Origin of the sequence: Arthrobacter sp. UC242_113, from assembly GCF_044054585.1 — a bacterium.
Classification (GTDB): domain Bacteria; phylum Actinomycetota; class Actinomycetes; order Actinomycetales; family Micrococcaceae; genus Arthrobacter.
The window spans coordinates 3,926,165-3,946,743 of record NZ_CP171968.1; the positions used below are offsets into that span (position 1 = coordinate 3,926,165).

General features: G+C 66.4%; 18 protein-coding genes and 1 pseudogene. 16 read left to right on the top strand and 3 right to left on the bottom strand.

Annotation, left to right across the window (positions count from 1 at the left end; all coding sequences use genetic code 11):
* Positions 1 to 30: 30 nt before the first annotated feature.
* From ACHMXB_RS17840 to treS, 8 genes are all read left to right on the top strand, one after another.
* Positions 31 to 1,032 carry a Bug family tripartite tricarboxylate transporter substrate binding protein gene (locus tag ACHMXB_RS17840; RefSeq protein WP_395400535.1) on the top strand — a complete coding sequence of 334 codons (1,002 nt, stop codon included), beginning with the start codon at positions 31 to 33 and terminating at the stop codon, positions 1,030 to 1,032.
* Between the two features lie 5 nt (positions 1,033 to 1,037).
* A complete protein-coding gene (locus ACHMXB_RS17845; RefSeq protein ID WP_395400537.1) occupies positions 1,038 to 1,625 on the top strand; it encodes a tripartite tricarboxylate transporter TctB family protein in 588 nt (195 codons plus the stop codon).
* A gap of 9 nt (positions 1,626 to 1,634) precedes the next feature.
* Positions 1,635 to 3,167, top strand: coding sequence for a tripartite tricarboxylate transporter permease (locus tag ACHMXB_RS17850; protein ID WP_395400539.1), 1,533 nt, complete (start codon positions 1,635 to 1,637; stop codon positions 3,165 to 3,167).
* On the top strand, positions 3,164 to 3,568 hold the full coding sequence (locus ACHMXB_RS17855) for a universal stress protein (RefSeq protein ID WP_395400541.1): 405 nt from the start codon (positions 3,164 to 3,166) through the stop codon (positions 3,566 to 3,568). The genes ACHMXB_RS17850 and ACHMXB_RS17855 overlap by 4 nt, the downstream gene beginning before the upstream one ends.
* Positions 3,569 to 3,663: 95 nt before the next feature.
* Positions 3,664 to 4,017, top strand: coding sequence for a hypothetical protein (locus tag ACHMXB_RS17860; RefSeq protein ID WP_395400543.1), 354 nt, complete (start codon positions 3,664 to 3,666; stop codon positions 4,015 to 4,017).
* Positions 4,018 to 4,114: 97 nt separating this feature from the next.
* Positions 4,115 to 4,390: a hypothetical protein gene (locus tag ACHMXB_RS17865; protein ID WP_395400545.1), complete on the top strand. Its 276-nt coding sequence runs from the start codon at positions 4,115 to 4,117 to the stop codon at positions 4,388 to 4,390.
* A gap of 116 nt (positions 4,391 to 4,506) precedes the next feature.
* Complete coding sequence (locus ACHMXB_RS17870; RefSeq protein ID WP_395400547.1) at positions 4,507 to 4,830, top strand: hypothetical protein; 324 nt, start codon at positions 4,507 to 4,509, stop codon at positions 4,828 to 4,830.
* Between the two features lie 320 nt (positions 4,831 to 5,150).
* Positions 5,151 to 7,376 (top strand): maltose alpha-D-glucosyltransferase, encoded by a 2,226-nt coding sequence (gene treS / locus ACHMXB_RS17875; protein WP_395405326.1) that lies wholly within the window; start codon positions 5,151 to 5,153, stop codon positions 7,374 to 7,376.
* Here the strand turns inward: treS and ACHMXB_RS17880 are convergent.
* Positions 7,316 to 8,452 carry a LacI family DNA-binding transcriptional regulator gene (locus tag ACHMXB_RS17880; protein ID WP_395400549.1) on the bottom strand — a complete coding sequence of 379 codons (1,137 nt, stop codon included), beginning with the start codon at positions 8,450 to 8,452 and terminating at the stop codon, positions 7,316 to 7,318. The genes treS and ACHMXB_RS17880 overlap by 61 nt on opposite strands.
* Positions 8,453 to 8,629: 177 nt before the next feature.
* On the opposite strand from ACHMXB_RS17880, the gene ACHMXB_RS17885 reads away from it, so the two are divergent.
* The 6 genes from ACHMXB_RS17885 (at position 8,630) to ACHMXB_RS17910 (ending at position 15,987) form a co-directional block, all read left to right on the top strand.
* Positions 8,630 to 9,496: an ABC transporter substrate-binding protein gene (locus ACHMXB_RS17885; protein ID WP_395400551.1), complete on the top strand. Its 867-nt coding sequence runs from the start codon at positions 8,630 to 8,632 to the stop codon at positions 9,494 to 9,496.
* A 97-nt stretch (positions 9,497 to 9,593) separates the two neighbouring features.
* The gene (locus tag ACHMXB_RS17890) at positions 9,594 to 10,382 is read left to right on the top strand and encodes an amino acid ABC transporter permease (RefSeq protein ID WP_395400553.1); all 789 of its coding nucleotides are present in this window, start codon (positions 9,594 to 9,596) and stop codon (positions 10,380 to 10,382) included.
* The gene (locus ACHMXB_RS17895; protein ID WP_395400555.1) at positions 10,379 to 11,176 is read left to right on the top strand and encodes an amino acid ABC transporter ATP-binding protein; all 798 of its coding nucleotides are present in this window, start codon (positions 10,379 to 10,381) and stop codon (positions 11,174 to 11,176) included. The genes ACHMXB_RS17890 and ACHMXB_RS17895 overlap by 4 nt, the downstream gene beginning before the upstream one ends.
* Positions 11,176 to 12,219 carry a Gfo/Idh/MocA family oxidoreductase gene (locus ACHMXB_RS17900; protein ID WP_395400557.1) on the top strand — a complete coding sequence of 348 codons (1,044 nt, stop codon included), beginning with the start codon at positions 11,176 to 11,178 and terminating at the stop codon, positions 12,217 to 12,219. Before ACHMXB_RS17895 ends, ACHMXB_RS17900 begins: the two co-directional genes overlap by 1 nt.
* Positions 12,220 to 12,326: 107 nt before the next feature.
* Positions 12,327 to 13,445, top strand: coding sequence for an NAD(P)/FAD-dependent oxidoreductase (locus tag ACHMXB_RS17905; protein ID WP_395400559.1), 1,119 nt, complete (start codon positions 12,327 to 12,329; stop codon positions 13,443 to 13,445).
* 292 nt (positions 13,446 to 13,737) lie between these two features.
* A complete protein-coding gene (locus tag ACHMXB_RS17910; RefSeq protein ID WP_395400561.1) occupies positions 13,738 to 15,987 on the top strand; it encodes a putative bifunctional diguanylate cyclase/phosphodiesterase in 2,250 nt (749 codons plus the stop codon).
* Positions 15,988 to 15,998: 11 nt separating this feature from the next.
* Here the strand turns inward: ACHMXB_RS17910 and ACHMXB_RS17915 are convergent, their stop codons facing one another.
* Positions 15,999 to 16,583 (bottom strand): hypothetical protein, encoded by a 585-nt coding sequence (locus ACHMXB_RS17915; RefSeq protein ID WP_395400563.1) that lies wholly within the window; start codon positions 16,581 to 16,583, stop codon positions 15,999 to 16,001.
* Positions 16,584 to 16,655: 72 nt separating this feature from the next.
* Entirely contained in the window at positions 16,656 to 17,363 is a 708-nt protein-coding gene (locus ACHMXB_RS17920; RefSeq protein ID WP_395400565.1) for a TetR/AcrR family transcriptional regulator, read from the bottom strand.
* A gap of 142 nt (positions 17,364 to 17,505) precedes the next feature.
* On the opposite strand from ACHMXB_RS17920, the pseudogene ACHMXB_RS17925 reads away from it, so the two are divergent.
* Positions 17,506 to 18,931: pseudogene (locus ACHMXB_RS17925) on the top strand (flavin monoamine oxidase family protein).
* Positions 18,932 to 18,980: 49 nt separating this feature from the next.
* Entirely contained in the window at positions 18,981 to 20,495 is a 1,515-nt protein-coding gene (locus tag ACHMXB_RS17930; protein WP_395400567.1) for an APC family permease, read from the top strand.
* Positions 20,496 to 20,579 lie beyond the last annotated feature (84 nt).

The window sequence follows — 20,579 nt, forward strand, 5'->3', positions numbered from 1 at the left end:
GGCAGCCCGTAGTGCAAACGAGGAGTTTCAATGATGCACTTCCCCACCCGCCGCGCCGTTCTCGGAGCGGCGTCGGCCATCACCCTGCTGGCCATGACTGCATGCGGCAACGTTTCCGGCGGCAGCAGCGATTCGTCGAAGTACCCCAACGGCCCAGTCACCCTGACCGTGGGCCAGGCACCCGGCGGCAGCACCGACCTCATTGCACGGGCAGTTTCGGAAGGCGCGGCCAAGACCCTCGGCGCCCCGATCCCCGTGGTCAACAAGCCCGGCGCCAACGGCGCACTCGCCAGCAAGGAGGTGGCGGGCAAGCCGGCTGACGGCCAGAACCTGCTGCTGCTCACCGCTTCCCTGATCACCATCACCCCGCTGGCCGTGACCCATGACGAGGCCGTCAACATCGACGACTTCGACATCATCACCGGCCTGTCCCAGGACGACTACGTTCTGGTGGCCAGCGACAAGTCCGGCTTCAAGTCCATCAAGGACGTGACCTCGGCCGGCCGAAACATCACCTACGGCACCACCGGCGTCGGCACCGGCAGCCAGCTCGCCCAGACTGTCCTCTTCAAGCAGGCCAACGTGAAGGGCGCGGACGTTCCCTTCGACAGCGGCAAGCCGGCCCTGACCGCCGTCCTGGGCAACCAGGTGGAACTGGCCACCATCCAGCTCGGCGAGGCGATGCCGCAGATCCAGGCCGGCAAGGTCTCCCCGCTGCTGGTCTTCTCGGAGGAGCGCAATTCCTTCCTGCCGGACACGCCCACCGCCAAGGAATCCGGCTACGACGTCCCGGTCGCCCAATACCGCGCCGTCGCCGCTCCCAAGGGAACCCCGCAGGAAGTCAAGGACAAGCTCCTTGCCTCCATCCAGGACACCCTGAAGTCGGACGCGTACAAGGAGTTCAACAAGAAGAACATGCTGACCCCGAAGGAAATCTCCGGTGAGGAAGTAGTCACGCAGTGGAAGGACTACGCAGCCAAGTACAAGGCCCTGGTGGAGAAGTACGACATCAGCCTTGCCGGGAACAAGTGAGACCAGTGCAGGCAGCATCACCGGTATCCGGCGGAGGGAACAGCTCCAGCGCTGTTTCCTCCGCCGGGAACGGCACCCATGACCTTCCCGTCGCCGAGCCCGACGATCTGACTCCCGAACAGCTGGCAGCCCAGTGGGAGGAAGAAAAGCCCCCGGCCGCCGGCGCGCTGGCCAACGTGGGATCCTCCCTGGTGATCATCGGCGTCGGCATCGGAGCCGTGGTCCTGTCCATCGCGATGGGCCTGGGCACACCGTCCGCCCCGCAGCCCGGCCTGTGGCCGTTCATGATCAGCTGCGTCATGGTGGCCCTCGGGCTGTTCCAGCTGGTCATGGGCCGGCACAACCGCGACGCGGAGAAGTTCACCCGCATGTCCGTAGCCCCGCTGACCGGTCTGGTCACCCTGGCCGCCATGGTGGCACTCATGCCCGTGGCCGGCTTCGAACTGCCCGCCCTGGTGCTGTGCATCATCTGGATGCGCTTCCTCGGAGGCGAAACCTGGCGCTCCACGCTGGTGGTCAGCGCCGTCGTCGTGGCAGCTTTTTACGGCATCTTCGTGATGGCGCTCAACACGTCGATCCCCCACCTCTTCTAGGAGACCACCGTGGATTTTCTAAATCCAGTGATCAACGGATTTGCAGTCGTCCTGGAGCCAATGAACCTCCTGTACTGCCTGATCGGCGTCGTCATCGGCATGCTGATCGGTGTCTTGCCCGGTCTGGGGCCCGCGGCAACCATCGCCATCCTGCTCCCGCTCACCTACAACGTTGAGCCCGTCACCGCCATCATCATGCTGGCCGGCATCTTCTACGGTGCCCAGTACGGCGGCACCATCACCTCGGTGCTCCTGCGGCTTCCCGGCGAAGCATCCTCAGTGGTCACCGTCTTCGACGGCTACCAGATGGCCAAGCAGGGACGGGCCGGCACGGCCCTGGGCCTGGCCTCCATTGGCTCGTTCATTGGCGGCACCGCGGCCATCATCGGCCTGACGTTCCTGGCCCCGATCGTGGCCAGCTTTGCCCTGGACTTCGGCCCCGCCGAATACACCGCCCTGGCGCTGCTGGGCATCCTGCTGGTGGCCACCATCAGCAGCGGTTCCAAGACCAAGGCACTCATCGCGGCCGCCCTCGGCCTGCTGCTGGCGACCGTTGGCCGGGACATCTTCACCGGTGAAAACCGGTTCACCTTCGGCAGCCTTGAGCTGGCCGACGGCATCGACTTCGTGCCGATCGCCATGGGAATCTTCGGCCTGGGCGAGATCATGTACAACCTCGAAGAGCGGCACCGCGCCGCAAAGGCGCCCTCCGCCGTCGCAAACGTCTGGCCCTCCCGGGGTGACCTCAAGCAGGCCTCCGGCGCCATAGGACGCGGCTCGGTCCTCGGCTTCTTCCTGGGCATCCTGCCCGGCGGCGGCGCCACCATCGCCTCGATGGCCTCCTACGCCATGGAGAAGAAGCGGGCCAAGCAGCCCGAGCGCTTCGGCAAGGGCGCGCCGGAAGGCGTGGCCGGCCCGGAAACCGCTAACAACGCGGCGGCGACGTCCTCGTTCATACCGCTGCTGACCCTCGGCATCCCGGCCAACGCCACCATGGCACTGATGTTCGGCGCACTGCTCATCCAGGGCGTTACGCCCGGGCCGCAGCTCGTGGAGCAGGACCCGGGACTGTTCTGGGGCGTGGTGAACTCCATGTACATCGGAAACATCCTGCTGCTGATCATGAGCATGCCGCTGGTGGGGATCTTCGTGAAGATCCTCCGCGTGCGCGCCGCCATCCTGGCGCCCATCACGGCGCTGATCACCCTGCTCGGCGCGTACACGATCAACAACAGCATGTTTGACGTCACGCTCGTGGTGGTCTTCGGCATCGTGGGCTACTTGATGAAGAAATTCGGCTTCGAGCCCGGCCCGCTGGTGCTGGCATTCGTGTTGGGTTCGCTGCTGGAAAGCTCCCTGCGCCGCGCGCTGCTGGTGTTCGGCGGCGACCCGCTCGGCTTCTTCAGCCGGCCGATCTCCGCCACGCTCCTTATTGTCTTCGTCCTCGTGGCCGCGCTCCCGGGCATCCGCTCAGGGCTGGCCAGGCGCAAAGCCACCGTCCCTGCGCGAACCGCCGCCACAGAAATCAAGGAGAAGGTATGAGCATCATCGTTGGATTCGTCCCCACCCCGGCGGGGGAGGCTGCCCTCGCGGCAGGCATTGCGGAGGCCCGCCTCCGCAACCAGGAACTGGTGATCGTCAACTCCGCCCGTGAAGGCGCCCTGGTTGACAAGTCTGTGGCACCGGACGATGTCCTGGCCAAGGCCTCCAGGCAGGCGGCGGACGCAGGCGTCACGGCCCGCGTGATCCAGCCGCCCTACCAGCATGACCTGGCGGATGAGTTCCTCGACGTCGCCCGGGAGGAAGACGCCTCCCTGATTGTCATCGGGCTGCGGCACCGGACGCAGGTGGGCAAGTTCATCCTGGGCAGCCACGCCCAGCGCATCCTCATGCAGGCTGATCGCCCCGTTTTGGCCGTGAAGGCCGACGGCGGCCAGTTTTAGTACCCGAAGCACCGCTTGGTAAGAGGCGGGCCGGGCTCCCGTTCAGGATCCCGGCCCGCCTCAGCCATATCCCCGCACTTTACAAGGAAAGCCCCATGTCCACTTTGATCGCATCCACGTCCCGCCAGCACCGTTTGCGGGCGCAGCCAGCCTCTGGTGGCGAGCCCGCCCGCCTCAACCCGCTCGAGCCCGTCCCCAACTGGTGCAAGCTTTCGCGTGCCGACGAGGTGACCGTGTGCCGCGACCGCCGGAAGGTGGCGGCCGGCCGCGTTGACATGGTGGCCCTGGACGGCAGCGTTTTTCTGGGTCCTCCAGGAGGACGGAAAGGGCCGCGCCATGGTCCACCAGAAGGACGGGCTGACGGTCTTTCGGAAAGCCGGCAAGTCCCGGCGTCCCTGGCGCTACGGGACCTAGCCCGCCACGGCGCGGCCAGGAGCACCCTGCCGTGACGTCGGACTCTTAAACCGGCCCCAGGGAATAGCCGCCACCAAAAAGACCTTCCCTTAAGCGGGCTCCGACGATCGGCTGCCTCGTGAAAGGACCTCTTTGCCTACTGCCTTCATCCCGTTCACCATGTGCGCCACGGTCCGCGACGACCACAGCCGCTCCTTCCGCACTGACCTGGAACGCCTCACTTCCGCCCACCGTGGCTGGGCGCCCTTGGACATGGTCAAGTCGACCAACTCCAAGGCTCTCCTCCGCGGTGCGATCCCGCAGAGCGCTCATACTGCCACCGACGCGAGTCTTGCCCGCTACCTGCAGACCCGCCTTGCCGCCGACACGGACATCCACCTGGACCTCACCGTCAGCATCGAGCGGTAACGCCACCTTGCGCAGCCCCGGACCTTTTGGTCCGGGGCTTTTCTGTGCAGCGACACGAATGTCCGGCAGGCATAAGCTAATACCAGTAGGTCGCTTCCAGCCCCGGGGAGCTTATCGTGGACACTGAAACCGCCGACGTGACCGGTCATGACGTCACCACCATCACCTGCGTGTGCGGCAACACCGTCAGCAAGGACGGACTGATACAGGCCAACTCGCAAGGCGTCCCCGTTTATGCCGGAGGAAACACCTCCGTCCCCGTGGAGCTGGCGCAATGGCCCGCCGATGAGGATCTTTACACACTCTGTCCCGCATGCGGCCGCGTGTACCGTGACGCGACAATCGAAGAGACAGGGACCGCGCCCGTTGCCTTCCGGGTGGATGTCACCGCTAGTCCGATTGCAGAGGCAATCCGAGCCCACTGGAACCTCAGCACGTAGGCCGACTGGCCCGGCTGTGTGAACCGCTGACGGCAATAGTCGATATTCCCGCCGCCGTCGGCATAGGGTGGGCGAAGCGGACAAGCGTGAATACTCTCCAAATGCCGGGGTACGGAAAGACTTGAGAACACCCCGGGGATGCCACGCAGGAACCACCGATAAAGGAGCAGTCTGTGCGGGAAGCAAGCTTCAACCAGAGCGTTTCAGCAGCCGACGAGTTTGACGGCGAGAGCAACGGATTCGAACCCGAGGCAGGAGCGGTCCCGGCCGACGAAGCTGTTCCGGCTGGCTCGGCCTCCGAGGCGGCCGAAGCGCCAGAATTGGCCGAAGCAGGCGAAGCGCCGGAAGTCACCGAGGCAGCCGACATCACCTACGACGAGCAGTTCTATCCCGCCCGTCCCAAGGCGCTGAGGCCGATCGCCCGCCGTCGCCAGTTCTTTGCCGACCGCCCATCGCTCGAATTCGACGGGCGCAACGCGGCCTACGTCGAGTGGCTGCGGAACCAGGCCATGCTGGGGGACGCGAACGTCATGGCCCGGCAGCTCTCCGGGCAGGCCAGCATGTGGCAGAACTCGTATGCCCATCCCAACCCGCGGGCGGCCGTGGAACGCGCCCCCGTCTGGTTTACCGCCTACCCCCTGTCCTTCATCACCCGGCCGGGCCAGTCCTTCCTCTCGGCTTTGGGGGATCCTGAGCTGTGGGATGCCTTCCGCGAGATCGGCATCAGGGGCCTGCACACCGGTCCCGTCAAGCTCGCCGGCGGCATCAGCGGCTGGTCCCAGACGCCCAGCGTGGACGGGCACTTCGACCGCATCAGCATGGCGATCGACCCGGTGTTCGGCACCGAGGACGAATTCCGCAAGATGTGCGAGGTCGCGGCCAGCCATGACGGCACGGTGATCGACGACATCGTCCCCGGACACACGGGCAAGGGGGCCGACTTCCGCCTGGCCGCGATGAACTTCCGGGACTACCCCGGCATCTACCACATGATCGACATCCCGGAAGAGGACTGGCACCTGCTGCCGGACGTTCCCGAAGGCGAAGACTCGGTCAACATCAGCCCCGACGCGGAGCAGGCACTGCAGGAGGCCGGGTACATCATCGGCCGGCTGCAGCGCGTGATCTTCTACGAACCCGGGGTCAAGGAGACCAACTGGAGCGCCACCCGGGCGATCGTGGACACGGCCGGGAAAACCCGGCGCTGGGTCTACCTGCACTACTTCAAGGCCGGCCAGCCGTCCATCAACTGGCTGGATCCCACCTTTGCGGGCATGCGCCTGGTGGTCGGTGACGCGCTGCACTCGCTGCTCGACCTCGGCACGGGTGCGCTGCGGCTGGACGCGAACGGGTTCCTGGGTGTGGAGAAGAGCGCCGAGGAGCAGCCTGGCTGGTCCGAGGGGCACCCGCTGTCCGAGGCGGCAAACCAGCTGATCGGGTCCATGATCCGCAAGGTGGGCGGGTTCTCCTTCCAGGAACTCAACCTCACCATCGACGACATCAAGGCCACCTCGGAGGCGGGTCCCGACCTTTCCTACGACTTCGTCACCAGGCCGGCCTACCACTACGCGCTGGTGACTGCCGATACGGAATTCCTCCGCCTGACCCTGCGGCTCGCGATGGACATCGGCGTGGACCAGGCATCACTGGTCCATGCCCTGCAGAACCACGACGAACTGACTTACGAGCTGGTCCATTTCGCCGCCGGCCACAAGGACGATGTCTTCGAACTCAACGGCCAGGAACTCACCGGCGCGGAAATTGCCGAGCATGTCCAGCAGACCCTGCGGGAAAGGCTGACGGGCCCGGACACCCCGTACAACGCCCTGTTCACCACCAACGGCATCGCCTGCACCACGGCCAGCGTCATCATGGCCGCCCTGGGCATTCAGGACCCGGAGAACCTCACCGACGAACAGCAGGCCCAGATCCTGGACGTCCACATCCTGCTGTCCATGTACAACGCCCTGCAGCCCGGCGTCTTTGCCCTCTCCGGCTGGGACCTCACCGGCATAGTCACCCTTGACCGCCAGAAGGTGCGGGAACTCACCGCGCAGGGCGACACCCGCTGGATCAACCGCGGCGCACACGACATCATGGGCACCAGCCCTGAAGCGACGGCCTCCTCCGCCGGCATGCCGCGTGCCCGCAGCCTGTACGGCCCGCTGCCCGACCAGCTCAAGGACCCGGCGTCCTTCGCCCGGCGGCTGCAGAAGATCCTTGCCGTCCGGGAAGAAAGCGGCATTGCCACCAGCACCCTGCTGGACGTGCCCGAAGTTTCCCAGCGCGGCCTGCTGGTCATGGTCAACCGGCTGGGGGACGGAAACCTTCAGGCCACGGTGCTCAACTTCTCCGGCCAGGACATCGCGGGCAGCATCCAGTCGACCCACCTGGTTCCCGGCAGCAGCGTCCACGACCTCTTCAGCGGCGAGGCCGTGGGGCAGGTCGACGACCTGCACAGCTTCTTCCTGGAGCTGGGCGCCTATCAGGGCACGGCACTGGTCCTGAAGGAAGGCGAGAAGGACGACGACGGCGACGCCGAGTGAGCGGGCTCTGAGGCCGGCGCCGCGCCCACCGAGCCCCGGCGCACCAGCGTGGCTTTGAACTCCGGCGCCGGGGCCACAGGCGGGCGGCCCTCGATCTGTCTGATCAGGGCGCTCGCCGCCGCGGCCCCCATGTCGTAGACAGGCTGCGCCACCACCGTCAGGGGTGGCGTGGTCAGGCGGGTCCAGGCGAAGTCGTCGTACATCAGGAAAGACACGTCATCCGGGATTCGAAGCCCCATTTCCTGGATGGCTTCCACCACGCTGAGGGCAATCAGTCCGTCTGAAGCCACGACGGCGGTGGCCGGGTCAGCGCCGAGCAGCACCTCGCGCGTGAGGTTCCGGATGGAGCCGGCATCGCCGGCGTTGAGCCGCACGAGGTCCCCCGGAAACCCGCACCCCGCCTCAGCAAAGGCCCGCCGCATCCCCTCCAGGCGGTCCGAGATTTGCGATGAGTCCAGCCGCGTCCCCGCGGAGAACTCAGCGCCTGTGCGCAGCGTCGAGATGAAGGCGATCCTTCGGTGCCCGGCATCCAGAAGGTAGCGCGTTGATTCGTACGAGATGGTGGCCATGTCCACGGCGACCGTCTCCAGCGTGAGGCCATCAGCAGAGCGGTCCAGGAGCACCAGCGGGCGGCCCGATTCATGGACCCGCCGCAGGTGCTGCGTCTCCACCGATGACGCCGGAGCGACGATCAGGCCGTCCACCCTCTTGTCGAGCAGCACGCGGACAGCGTCCACTTCCGCCGCGGTGTTCTCGTCCGTGTTGATCAGGATGACGTTGAACCCGCTCTTCTTGGCGGTGTCCGTGATCCCCCTGGTGGTCAGGCCAAAATGCGGGTTCTCGATGTCGCCCACCACCACGCCGATGGTGTGCGATTTCCCGGTATTCATGCTGCGTGCCAGCTCGTTGGGCCGGTACTCCAGCTCCTCCGCGGCGGCCAGAACCCGCTCGCGGACGTCGTCGCTGACGGCACCGTAGTTGCCCAGCGCACGGGCGGCCTGGGCTTTGGAGACCTGGGCAGCTTTTGCGACGTCGGCAACTGTTACGTCCCGCCGTCTTGCTCCGTCACTGCTCATGTTCACCTTTCAGAGGGGCTGTTGACGCGGCGTGTGAGTTCCGCTACATTTCTAGCAATCGATGTGAGTCCGGTCTCAATCGTAGGGACTGAGACCGGACTCAGCAAGAGCTTCATCGACCAAATCCTTCGGCGGCCCCTGACAGCACCGCTTTCCCTCCCACGATTGGACAACGCTGTGATCAAATTGAACTTCCGCCCCGCCGCGGTGGCTGCGGCAGCCCTGGCGGCCATCCTCGCCCTCTCGGGCTGCGGCGGGTCGTCCTCCGCCACCTCCAGCCCGGCTGACAACCCGTACGGGCTGATCGAACCGGGCACCATCCGGGTCGCAAGCCTGGGCGACTCAAAGCCATACACCTTCACCGACACGCAGGGTAACTTCACCGGCTTCGACGTCGAACTGTTCAAGGACGTGGCCCACCGCGCCGGTGTAGACAAAGTGGTCTTCACCGGTCAGGACTTCTCCGGTCTGCTTTCCGCCGTGGCCAACGGCCAGTTCGACGTCGGCGTCGCCGCGATCGGCATCACGGACAAGCGCAAGGAAACCGTTGACTTCTCCAGCGGCTACCTCGCCGGCTACCTGACGGTCATCACCACCAAGACCTCGGGCATCAAGGACGTCGACGGCCTCAACGGCAAGCGCCTGGGCGTGGTCCAGGGAACGCTGCAGGAAGCGTACGCCGTCAAGAACTTCACGTCCGCCAGCCTGGTGCGTTTCCCGGACAACAACACCGCCGTCGCCGCCGTCAACAGCGGTTCCGTGGACGCGCACTTCCTCGACTACGAGGCCGCCAAGGCCTACCAGGAGCAGTACGGCCTGATCAGCGCGGCTGACATCCCGTCCTTCGACGCCCCCGCCGGCTTCGCCATTGCCAAGGACAAGCCGGCCTTCAAGGAAGCACTGAACAAGGGCCTCGCCGCAGCGATGGAAGACGGCACCTGGAAGAAGCTCTACCAGAAGTGGTTCCCGGGCTCCCCGATGCCGGAGCAGTACCTGCCCAAGGCCGAGCAGACCGCCACGCCGGCGCCAACCGCCAGCAAGTAAGCGGCAGCCGGGCCGATTCACCACCGGCCCCCCGGGCGGGCTGCACCCACAGCCCGCCCGGCACCCGAATCGAACAACTAACGTCTGAGAGCAATCAATGGACTGGCTCAACATCATCGGCCGCACCTTCTTCGACTTTGAAGCAATGCTCGAGGTGCTGCCCCAACTCCTCGGGGTTGGCCTTCTGAACACGCTTATCATCTCCGTCGCAGCGACCATCCTTGGCGTCGTGCTGGGCATGGTGGTGGCGGTCATGGGCATCTCGAGGTCCCGCTGGCTGCGCATCCCCGCCCGGATCTACACCGACCTCTTCCGCGGCCTGCCGGCCATTCTCACCATCCTGCTGATCGGCCAGGGCTTCGCCCGTTTCAGCCAGTCGATCTTCGGGCCCTCGCCCTACCCGCTGGGAATCATCGCACTGAGCCTCATCGCCAGTGCCTACATCGGCGAAATCTTCCGCGCCGGCATCCTCAGCGTGGAAAAGGGCCAGGGCGAGGCCTGCCGTGCGCTGGGCATGAGCTACGCCAAGTCGATGGCCCTGGTGGTGGTCCCGCAGGGCGTCCGCCGGGTCCTGCCGGCCCTGGTGAACCAATTCATCGCCATCGTCAAGGATTCCTCCCTGGTCTACTTCCTTGGCCTGCTGGTCAGCGAACGCGAACTCTTCCGCGTGGGCCAGGACGCCGCTGTGCTCTCCGGAAACCTCTCGCCGCTGGTCATGGCCGGCATCTTCTACCTGGTGATCACCGTGCCCCTGACCCACCTGGTCAACTACTTCGACAACAGGTTCCGCACCGGCCGCCGCCGGCCCACTCCGCCCACGTCCGGCCTGAAGGAAGTCACCGAACTCGACGCGGCCTCGCCGCTCACCACCGGGAGCAACACATGAACCTCACAAGCGCCAACACCAGCGCCAGCTCCAGCACCAGCAAAACAGCAGCTGACATCGAGACGTTCCACGGCTCCAGCCTCGAGCTGCAGAACCTGACCATGGCCTACGGGGACATCGAGGTCCTCCGCAACGTCAGCCTCAGTGTCGCCCCCGGCACCACCACGTGCATCATCGGGCCCTCAGGCTCGGGCAAGTCCACGCTGCTGCGCGGCGTCAACCGGCTGCACGAACCCAAAAGCGGCGACGTGCTGCTGGCCGGCGAAAGCGCCCTGCAGGTCAAGCCGGACACCCTCCGCCGCCGGATCGGCATGGTGTTCCAGCACTTCAACCTCTTTCCGGACCACACCGCGCTGGAAAACGTGGCGCTGGCCCTGTGGAGCGTCAAGGGAATGCCCAAGGCCGAGGCCATGGAACGTGCCCGCCGCCGGCTGGCCGAGGTGGGCCTGGCCGAGCGCGCTGACCACCGGCCCCGCGACCTGTCCGGAGGCCAGCAGCAGCGCGTGGCCATCGCCCGCGCGCTGGCCATGGAACCGGAGGTAATGCTTTTCGACGAAGCCACCAGCGCCCTGGACCCGGAACTGGTCAAGGGCGTCCTGAACCTGATGGCAGGGCTCGGCCGGCGCGGCATGACCATGCTGGTGGTCACCCACGAGATGGGCTTCGCCCGAAAGGTCGCCGACCAGGTGGTCTTCATGGACGAAGGCGAAGTCGTTGAGGCGGGAACACCGGCCGAACTGTTCGACAACCCGCGCAGCGAACGCTTGCAGCGCTTCCTCTCGGAGGTGCTGTGATGGGGAACGGTAGAGCGGTACCCATCCGGACCGCCGTCGTCGGTTTTGGAATCTCCGGCAAGGTTTTCCACGCCCCGCTGCTCGCGGCGGATCCGCAGTACTCACTGGACGTGATCGTGACGGCGGACCCGGCACGTGCCGCCGAGGCCGCCCGGCTTTACCCGCAGGCGCGCATCATCCCGACGCCCGAGGCGATGTTCGCCCTTGCCGGGGAACTGGACCTCGTCATCCTGGGCACTCCGCCGCACACCCATTTCGATCTGGCGGCTGCAGCCATTGCACACGGCCTCCACGTGGTGGTGGACAAGCCCTTTGTGCCCACCTCCGCCCAGGGGGCGGAACTGATTTCCCTGGCGTCCGACGGCGGGGTGCAGCTCACGGTGTTCCAGAACCGACGGTGGGACGCCGACTTCCTGACCCTGCAGAAGCTGCTGCGGTCGGGGGCTGTGGGTAAGGTGCGCACCTTCGAATCACGGTTCGAATGGTGGCGGCCCGAAGGCTTCGGAAACTGGCGCGACAGCGTCTCCCTGGTCCAGGGCGGCGGGATCCTCCACGACCTTGGCGCGCACCTGATCGACCAGGCCATCCAGCTGTTCGGACCCGTTGAAAAGAGCTACGGCGAGACCGCCAACCGCGGATCCGATCCGGAAGCCGCCGACACGGAAGCGTTTGTCTCCCTGCTCCACGGGTCCGGAGTCCGCACCAGGCTGTGGATGAACGGCATGGCAGCGCAGGTGGGGCCGCGCTTCCACGTCCTCGGCTCCGAAGCCGGTTACACGAAGTGGGGCCTGGACGGCCAGGAGCCCGCGCTTGCCGCCGGCATGCTGCCCTCGGATGCCGCCTACGGCATCGATCCCCGGGAGTCCTGGGGACTCCTGGGTGTGGACGGCGCCGCCGATCCCGTTCCCGCTGAGCGCGGCACGTACCCGGAGTTCTACGTTCAGCTCGCCGCCGCCCTGCGCGGGGAGGGACCGATGCCCGTCGATCCGGCCGAGCCGCTCGAAGTCCTCAAGGTCATCGAAGGCATCCACGCGCTGGCCTGAGCCATGGCGCCCGCCACCACTCCTGCCGCCATGCGCCGCCCACCCATTCCGGACGCGGCCTCGCGTCCTCATCAACCGTGTCCAAAATCCACAGAAAGGGAGAACTCATGTCCTCCACCGCCACCAAGCACGTCGCCATCATCGGCGGCGGCATCCTGGGCGTCTCCACCGCTGTCCACCTGCTCCGCGAAGGCGCCTCCGTGACGCTGCTGACCGAACGCGGCCTGGCCAGCGAAGCCACCGGCCGTTCGCTCTCCTGGCTCAACTCCGCCGGCGAACGGTCCACGCCCTACCACCAGCTCCGCCTCGCCGGCGTGGACCGGTACCGCACGCTCTTCGCTGCGGATCCCACCCGGGAGTGGCTGCAGTTCGGCGGTGGCCTGATGTGGAACGCCGCCGGGCAGCGGGGAATCACTGAGGCCCGCCACGCCTACGAGAAGTCCATCGGCTACGACTCGAAGCTGCTGGCGCCGGAAGACATCGCGGCATTCACGCCCGGCATCGACGCGGGAGCTGTTCCTGAAACCGCCATCTTCAACCCGGGGGAGGGCTGGGTCAGCCTGCCGGACCTGGTGGACTTCCTGATGGAGGAGTTCCACGAGCGCGGCGGCCGGCTGGTGCTGAACGCCGGCAGGGCCTCCGTGGTGGTCGACGGCGGCCGGGCGGTGGGCGTCGAAACATCCGCTGGCGAGACGTACGACGCCGACGCGGTACTGGTGGCGTGCGGCGCCGCGACACCCGCCGTCGTCGCACCCCTCGGCGTTGACATCCCCAATGGTTCCCCGGTGTCCATGCTGGTGCTGACCAAGCCGGTGGAGCACGGCGTACGAACGGTGATGAACACGCCGCGGGCCGCCGTGCGCCCCAACCCGGGCAGCACCTTTGCCCTGGACCACGACTGGTACGAGGAGCACATCACGGAGCATGGGGACGGTTCGTTCAGCATCCCCGACGACGTGGTCCAAGAACTCGCCGACGAGGCCTCCAAGCTCATTGCCGGCAACCCTGAGCTGAAGCCCGCGAGCTGGAAGATCGGCTACAAGCCCATTCCCGGCGACGGCGAGCCGGTGCTGGGCGAGCTTGGCCAGGTTCCCGGCTGCTTCGTGGCGTTCACCCACTCCGGTGCCACCCTGGGGCTCGTTGTCGGGGAACTCCTGGCCGGTGAGATCCTGAGCGGCGACAGGCACCCCATGCTGTCCACCTTCCGTCCGGCCCGGTTTTCCTGACAAGCCGGTTTCCTGACAGGCCGGTTTTCCTGGGCTAGCCAAGCGGAAGCCCCGCACCGTCCGTGAAAGGGCGGTGCGGGGCTTCTTTGGCGAATCCTCCGGGTATCCGGGGCCCCGGAGTGCTTCCCTAAAGCTACCGGCCGGTAACCAGAAGTCAAGGGGCGGTCACAATCACGAGACGGCTATCGGATGAACGCTGCCGGTGCCGTACGATACGAGTCACATGTGGTTGCCTTGTGCCCGTCGGGTGCTGTTGGGCGCATCTGATGCTGGGGGGCGGATGAAAACAGGCGTGATTCCAAACGGCCATCCACTGGGCCGCGGGAAGGGTCCGCGGCGCACGCTGTTGTGGCTCATGTGGGTGTTGCTGGGCCTGTACCTGGCTGGCTTGCTGCTGGACAGCGACGGGTTCAGTCCGCTTGTGAATGTCTGGATCGGGGTGCCCGCGGCGTGGGCGCCCGCGGCCGTGGCCTGGCTGTCGGCCTACCGCGCCAAGAACCACTGGGCCCTCGCCCTGGTGGCGATGGCGCTGTCTGCTTTTGCGGCGGGGAGCACCTACTACGTGGCCGCGCTCGCGGGGGCCAGCTCGCTGCCCTTCCCGTCGCCTGCCGATACCGGCTACCTGCTGTTTTACCCGCTCGCACTTGGCGGATTGTTCGTCTATTTGCTTCCGCTGCGACAGCGGCTGGCGCGCTCCGTGCTGCTGGACGCCGTCGTCGGCTCACTCGGGGCCGCCTCCGTCCTGGTGGTTCTGCTGAGTCCGCTGCTCTCGGCCGCCGGCGAGTTTTCCTCACTGGCTACGGCCGTGGCGGTGGCCTACCCTCTCCTGGATCTCGTCGTCCTGGCCGTGACCGCCGGGATGGCGGCAGTACCGGGCCTTGCCACGGCCCGCAGTGGGGCAACTCTGATGCTGGGGCTCACGGTGTTCGCCGCCGCTGACGTCGTCTATGCCTCCAGGCTGTCCACTGACGACTACGTGCTCGGCACGCCGCTGGATGCCGGCTGGACGGTGGGTTTGTGCCTCATTGCAACCTGGGCGGACGGGTTCGCCCGGCAGGAGGAGAAAGCCCCGGGTGCCACCGAAGGCTCGTGGACGCCGGCGGTTCCGATGGTTGCCACCGCCGCCGGGCTCGGGGTCCTGATCGTGGGCACCGGGGTCCCGGTGCCGGAACTTGCCGTCGGGCTCGCCGCGGCCACCCTGGTGTCCGCTGGCATCCGGACCCAGTTGGCTTTCCGCCAGCTGGTGACCCTCGCCGAGGTGCGCCGGCAGTCCAGGACGGACGAACTGACGGCGCTGCCCAACCGGCGGGCTCTGTACGCCGACGCTCCCGTCGTGCTCGAGGCGCGGCAGGGTGCACCGTGCGCCTTCCTCCTGCTGGACGCGGACAGATTCAAGGAGATCAACGACAGTCTGGGCCATGACGTGGGGGACAGGTTGCTGATCCAGGTCAGTGAACGGCTTCGCCGCTGCCTGGGCCCCGATGACCTGATAGCCCGGCTGGGCGGGGATGAGTTCGCCATCCTCCTCCTTGATGCCGGCGAGAGCGAGGCCCTGCAGCTCGCCGACCGGCTCCGCGCAGCCCTGAGTGAGCCCCTCACGCTGAGGGGCATTGCCCTTCAGGTCGGTGTCAGTGTGGGCATCGCCCTGTTCCCGGAGCAGGGGGAGGACCTGAAGACGCTGCTGCGCAAGGCGGACACCGCCATGTACCGGGCCAAAGCCTCGCGCAGTGGCAGGCACGTGTACGCCAGTGAGGACCACAGTCCGGGGGAAGAGCGGCTGAGGATGCTCCAGGAGCTCCGCGCCGCCCTCGTCGGGGACCAGCTGGTGCTGCACTACCAGCCCAAGGTGGACGTGCTCACCGGGGAAGCGAAGGGCGTGGAAGCACTGGTCCGCTGGAACCATCCCCGGCACGGACTGCTGGCCCCCGGTTCGTTCCTCCTGCTGGCAGAGGAAGGCGGGCTCATGAACGCTCTGAATGACCGCGTGCTCACCCTGGCCCTGGATCAGGCAGCCGTCTGGCATTCGCAGGGCAGGCCAATGACGGTGGCTGCAAACCTCTCGGCCAGCTCACTCATCGACGCCGAACTGCCGGACCGGATTGCCGCCATGATCAAGGAGCGGGGCCTCGCGGAGTCGGCCCTGATGGTCGAAATCACCGAGGATTTCATGATGCCGGACCGGGTCCGAGCCAGGGATATCCTGTCCGGGCTGCAGTCCCGCGGCATACGGGTGGCCATTGACGACTTCGGCACGGGCTACAGCTCGCTGGCGTACCTCAGGGACCTCCCCATCAACGAGCTGAAGCTTGACCGCTCCTTCATCGTTTCCATGACAGAGGACCCGCGGGCTGCTGCCCTGGTGGCCTCCACGATCAACCTCGCGCACAGCCTTGGCCTGACGGTGGTTGCAGAAGGGGTGGAGGACGGCGGTGCACTGGACCAGCTGGGCAGCTACGGCTGCGACCAGGCGCAGGGATTCCATATCCTCCGCCCCGTACCTGCCGCAGAGCTGGACGACTGGTTCACGGTGTCTGCGCTGTAGCCTGCTTGTTGTCAGGCCAGGATTTTCTTGTGGAAGAACACGAGGTAGTCGCCCGTGGCGTCCTCAAACCCGAAGTCCTTCCAGTACGCCCGCAGAGCTGATTTCGCCTCGTCATACGCCGGCGTGTCCTCCGGCGGGGACCCTTCGCCGCCTGTCGGCGCGGCGTGGACCACCACCAGGTTCACGGACCGGCCAACTGTTTCGACGATGGCGTTGAGCACCGAGTAGCCCGTCCTGCCGCCGCGGTACTCCGGGAAGATCTCGAGCGACGAGACGATCATGAGGTCCCCGCCGTCCTGCAGGTACTCCCTGATCAGGTCCGGACGGTCCATGGTGAGCATCTCAACGGCCTTGGCCATCTCCCGGTCTGCCGTGCCGGTGGTGAGGAAGAGGTTGATCATGCCCGCTTTGGGAACAACCTGGACGACGGCGCTCCCCAGTTGCCGCTCCTCGTGGCCGCCGGGAGTGGGACTTGGACAGCTCACCGCCACTTCCCAGCGCAGCGGATAGTCCGAGGGGTCATGCTCCAGTCCGGGCGTGCCGCGGTACCGGAGCTTGTACTCGAAGAACAGCGATTCCGGGTCGAACACGGTCATGGCGCCGTCCTTGAGCTCGCAACGTTGCGTATTAAGGAATTTTAGTCGCCTTGGACGGTGTGGGAAATGGGATCAGCCCCGAAGGCCGCCCAGCCCGCTGATCAGTGCCTCAAGGCCAAGGCTGAAGGCGACGTCGGCCGGGCGTTCGTGCCCCTGCTCGGCCAGGCTCCGGACGGCACCCGTGAAGCTCGGCGTCGCCTCCGCCATGGTTCCGGGATCAAAGATGTCCGCCGGTGCCGTGACGTCGTAGGCCGAGCCGAAGATGAAGGATTCCAGCGCCACGATGGAGGAGACGATCCGCTCGTCGGGAAAACCGGCGTCGCGGAAGCCGGCGCTGACCGTTTCATACATGGCCAGGGTCTGCGGCGCGTCGGTCACGGGCAGTACGGCAATGACCGGAATCAGCGGGGTGTGCTGGGAGAACACGTCGCGGTAGCTCCAGGCCCACGCCCGGACGGCATCCTCCCACGGGCCGGCGCCGAACGCCGAGACGTCCACGAGGGAGGCGAGGTGGTCCTCCAGCAGCAGGAGCACGTCCCGCTTGGATTTCACGTGGTTATAGAGGGCCGACGGCGCGACGTTCAGTGAGCGGGCCAGCGCGGCCATGGTCAGGCCGTCGTAGCCCTTCTTCTCGATCAGCCGCAGCGCGGCTTCCGTGATGCCGGCCTTGTCCAGCACGCCTCCGACAGGGCGTCCGGCGCGGCGCCGGCTGCCCTGGCCTGATGATGCTGCGCCAGCCGTCGCTGAACCGGCTGTTGCTACGGCTGGTGTTGCCGGCATGGCTGACCTTTCTGCGGGTGAACGTCCTTCGCATTATTTCATCAGCCTCTTCCGCTCCCTCGCCAAAGGCTCTATAGTTCTTATAAATGAATGGCATTCATTTAGTGGTTCGCATCACTCGCGGCCACAGAGAAAGGACATCATGCTGAATCTTGACCGCGACGTAGTGATCGTCGGCGCCGGCCCCTCAGGTCTCACCGCCGCCCGCGAGCTGAAAAAGGCGGGCCTGTCCGTCGCCGTGCTCGAAGCCCGTGACCGCGTGGGCGGCCGGACCTGGACCGACACCGTGGACGGTGCCATGCTCGAGATCGGCGGCCAGTGGGTATCGCCGGACCAGACCGCCCTGCTGGCCCTCCTGGAGGAGCTCGGCCTGAAAACGTACTCCCGTTACCGTGAAGGCGAGTCCGTCTATGTCGGGGCGGATGGCGCCCCGGTCCGCTACACCGGGGACATGTTCCCGGTCAGCGCCACCACGGCTGCCGAGATGGACAAGCTCATCGCACTGCTGGATGAACTGGCGGCCGAGGTCGGTCCCAGTGAACCGTGGGCGCACCCCAAGGCGCGGGAGCTGGACACCATCTCCTTCCATCACTGGCTGCGCCAGAACTCCCCGGACGAGGAGGCCTGCAACAACATCGGGCTCTTCATCGCCGGCGGCATGCTCACCAAGCCGGCGCACGCGTTCTCCGCCCTGCAGGCTGTCCTGATGGCCGCTTCTGCCGGCTCCTTCACCCACCTGACGGATGAGGATTTTCATCCTGGACAAGCGGGTCATCGGCGGGATGCAGCAGGTTTCCCTGCTGCAGGCAGCGGAACTTGGGGCCGACGTCGTCCTCAACAGCCCGGTGCGCGCCATCAACTGGGAGGCCGACGGCGAAAACGGTCACCGTGTTACTGCCGTTTCCGACCGGGCCACCGTGAACGCGCGGTTCGTGATCATGGCGGTGCCGCCCAACCTGTACTCGCGGGTCTCCTTCAACCCGCCGCTGCCGCGCCGCCAGCACCAGATGCACCAGCACCAGTCGCTGGGCCTGGTCATCAAGGTCCACGCCGTCTACAGCACGCCTTTCTGGCGCGAGGACGGGCTCTCCGGGACGGGGTTCGGCGCCGGCTCGCTGGTCCAGGAGGTCTACGACAACACCAACCACGGCGACGCCCGCGGAACGCTCGTGGGCTTCATCTCCGACGAAAAGGCCGACGCCGTCTTCGAGCTGAGTGCCGAGGACCGCAAGAAGGCCGTCCTGGAATCGATCGCCGGCTTCCTGGGCGAGAAGGCCCTCGAGCCTGAGGTGTACTACGAATCTGACTGGGGTTCCGAGGAATGGACGCGCGGCGCCTACGCCGCGAGCTACGACCTCGGCGGGCTGCATCGGTACGGCAAGGACCAGCACGCAGCTGTCGGCCCCATCTACTGGTGCTCCTCCGATCTCGCCGCCGAAGGCTACCAGCACGTGGACGGGGCGGTCCGCATGGGCCAGTCCACGGCCGCCCGCATTGCCGCAGCTGCGGCGTCCGCCGAAGCGCAGGGTGAGCCGGAACTGGCGAAAGCAACGGCCGCCGTCGGCTAATAGCAGCCGCGCATTTCCCATTCAACGATGAATGACAAGAGGCAATTCCATGAGTACAAAAGCCGCAGTCACCCCGGAGGCGCACAAGAGCCTGAGCGAAAAGGGCCTCAAGGCCGGGTCCGTCGGGCTGGTCGGGGCCGTGGTGATCGGGGTGTCCTGCATCGCGCCGGCGTACACGCTCACCGCGGCCCTCGGCCCCACCGTGTCCGAGGTGGGCGTGCACCTGCCGGCGGTCTTCCTCGTGGGATTCATTCCCATGCTCCTGGTGGCGCTGGGCTACCGGGAGCTGAACAACGCCATGCCCGACGCCGGAACCTCCTTCACGTGGGCAACGCGCGCCTTTGGTCCGTGGATCGGCTGGATGGGAGGGTGGGGGCTGATCGCCGCCACCATCATCGTGCTGTCCAACCTGGCGGCGGTCGCCGTCGACTTCTTCTACCTGATGCTCGCCCAGCTGCTCGGCAACCCCGGGATCGCTGAGCTGTCAAAGAATCTGCCGCTGAACATCGCCACCACCCTGGTGTTCATCGCGGCGGCGTGCTGGATCTCCTACCGCGGCATGGAAACCACCAAGGGCGTCCAGTACGTCCTGGTGGGGTTCCAGCTGCTGGTGCTGGGGTGGTTCGCCGTCTCCGCGTTCGTGCACGTGGCCAACGGGACCGCCTTCGACGCCACGGCCATCTCGCCGGACTGGTTCAACCCCTTCGCCGTGGACTCCTTCTCAGCCTTCGCGGCCGGGGTGTCACTGTCGATCTTCATCTACTGGGGCTGGGACGTGACCCTGACCATGAACGAGGAGACGCGGAACCCGGAGAAGACCCCCGGGCGGGCGGCGACGGTGACCGTCGTCGTCATCGTGGCCATCTACATGACGGCCGCGCTGGCCACCCTGTCCTTCGCGGGCGTGGGGGAGGCCGGCCTGGGCACCGGCAATCCGGACAACCAGTCCAGCATCTTCGCGGTGCTGTCCGGGCCGGTCATGGGGCCGTTCGCCATCCTGATGTCCCTGGCCATCCTGAGCAGTTCCGCGGCGTCGCTGCAGTCCACGTTCGTCTCCCCGGCCCGCACGCTGCTGGCCATGGGCCACTACAAGGCCCTGCCCGGCAAGTTCGGCAAGGTCAGCCCCACCTTCAAGTCACCGAGCTACGCCACGGTTGCGGCGGCTGTTGCTGCGGCCGCGTTCTATGTCATCACCCGGACCACGTCCGAGAACGCGCTGTGGGATACCATCACGGCGCTGGGCATGATGATCTGCTTCTACTACGGGATCACGGCGCTCGCGTGTGTCTGGTTCTTCCGTGCCATGGCCTTTAGCAGCGCCCGGGCGTTCCTCTTCAAGTTCCTGGCTCCGCTGCTGGGCGGGGTGATCCTGCTGGTGATGTTCGTCAAAACCGCGTACGACTCCATGGACCCGGAATACGGTTCCGGTTCATCCGTGGGCGGCGTGGGCATGGTGTTCATCCTGGGCATGGGCGTCATCCTCCTCGGCGTGGTCGCCATGCTGGTGATGGCCAGGATCCGGCCCGAGTTCTTCAAGGGCAGGGTGCTGGCGCGGGGGCTCTGATCACCGGGGGACTCCGACTGGAAACTAAGCACACTTATGAATAGGGTGGCTGGTAGGGCGTTGACCCGGTTCAACTGAACGTAC

What these genes read in the sequence shown, in the direction of transcription:
- ACHMXB_RS17840 (WP_395400535.1), top strand. Translation starts at nt 31, where the DNA reads ATGATGCACTTCCCCACCCGCCGCGCCGTTCTCGGAGCGGCGTCGGCC.
- ACHMXB_RS17855 (WP_395400541.1), top strand. Translation starts at nt 3,164, where the DNA reads ATGAGCATCATCGTTGGATTCGTCCCCACCCCGGCGGGGGAGGCTGCC.
- ACHMXB_RS17860 (WP_395400543.1), top strand. Translation starts at nt 3,664, where the DNA reads ATGTCCACTTTGATCGCATCCACGTCCCGCCAGCACCGTTTGCGGGCG.
- ACHMXB_RS17880 (WP_395400549.1), bottom strand. Translation starts at nt 8,452, where the DNA reads ATGAGCAGTGACGGAGCAAGACGGCGGGACGTAACAGTTGCCGACGTC.
- ACHMXB_RS17890 (WP_395400553.1), top strand. Translation starts at nt 9,594, where the DNA reads ATGGACTGGCTCAACATCATCGGCCGCACCTTCTTCGACTTTGAAGCA.
- ACHMXB_RS17895 (WP_395400555.1), top strand. Translation starts at nt 10,379, where the DNA reads ATGAACCTCACAAGCGCCAACACCAGCGCCAGCTCCAGCACCAGCAAA.
- ACHMXB_RS17900 (WP_395400557.1), top strand. Translation starts at nt 11,176, where the DNA reads ATGGGGAACGGTAGAGCGGTACCCATCCGGACCGCCGTCGTCGGTTTT.
- ACHMXB_RS17905 (WP_395400559.1), top strand. Translation starts at nt 12,327, where the DNA reads ATGTCCTCCACCGCCACCAAGCACGTCGCCATCATCGGCGGCGGCATC.
- ACHMXB_RS17915 (WP_395400563.1), bottom strand. Translation starts at nt 16,583, where the DNA reads ATGACCGTGTTCGACCCGGAATCGCTGTTCTTCGAGTACAAGCTCCGG.
- ACHMXB_RS17920 (WP_395400565.1), bottom strand. Translation starts at nt 17,363, where the DNA reads ATGCCGGCAACACCAGCCGTAGCAACAGCCGGTTCAGCGACGGCTGGC.
- ACHMXB_RS17930 (WP_395400567.1), top strand. Translation starts at nt 18,981, where the DNA reads ATGAGTACAAAAGCCGCAGTCACCCCGGAGGCGCACAAGAGCCTGAGC.